The following is a 459-nucleotide window of genomic DNA, read 5'->3' on the forward strand; positions in this document are numbered from 1 at the left end:
CCATTGCGACCGCACGCTCGGCGAGCGCATCGGCGCCGCCGCCCGCCAGCGAACCCGTCATGTCATTCGTTGACACCACGGCCTGCCGCCGTCCGACGAAAACCCGCAGCCCGAGGTCATTGCCTTCGGCGCGCTCGGATTCCTCCACCGCGCCGTCGCGCACCTCGACCGAAAGCGAGATCGAACGCACAGCGATCGCATCGGCGGAATCCGCTCCTGCTTTCCGCGCGGCGGCGACGAGCTTTTCGGCAAGGCTCGTGAGAGTGGACTGATCGAACAATGAGGACATCAGTTTTTCCGGCGCTGTGAGGAGGCGGCTCGCCGCGGAGGCGGGAGATGATGCCCCCGATTTAGGGTCCGGGCATGGTCCTGACAAGGCATGTCTTTTCCGCCAAGCGGAGGATTTGCGCGAAAATCCGCAAGCTCTTGTCAATCATGGTTGGAAAGGCGGTATCAAGC

1 protein-coding gene is annotated in these 459 nt (G+C 63.6%); it reads right to left on the bottom strand.

Annotated elements, in window-relative coordinates:
- Positions 1–289 (bottom strand): PmbA/TldA family metallopeptidase (locus D7Y13_RS42610; RefSeq protein WP_279637203.1); only part of this gene is annotated, 289 nt, incomplete at its 3' end.
- Positions 290–459: the final 170 nt, after the last annotated feature.

This window comes from Corallococcus praedator (genome assembly GCF_003612125.1).
GTDB lineage: Bacteria > Myxococcota > Myxococcia > Myxococcales > Myxococcaceae > Corallococcus > Corallococcus praedator.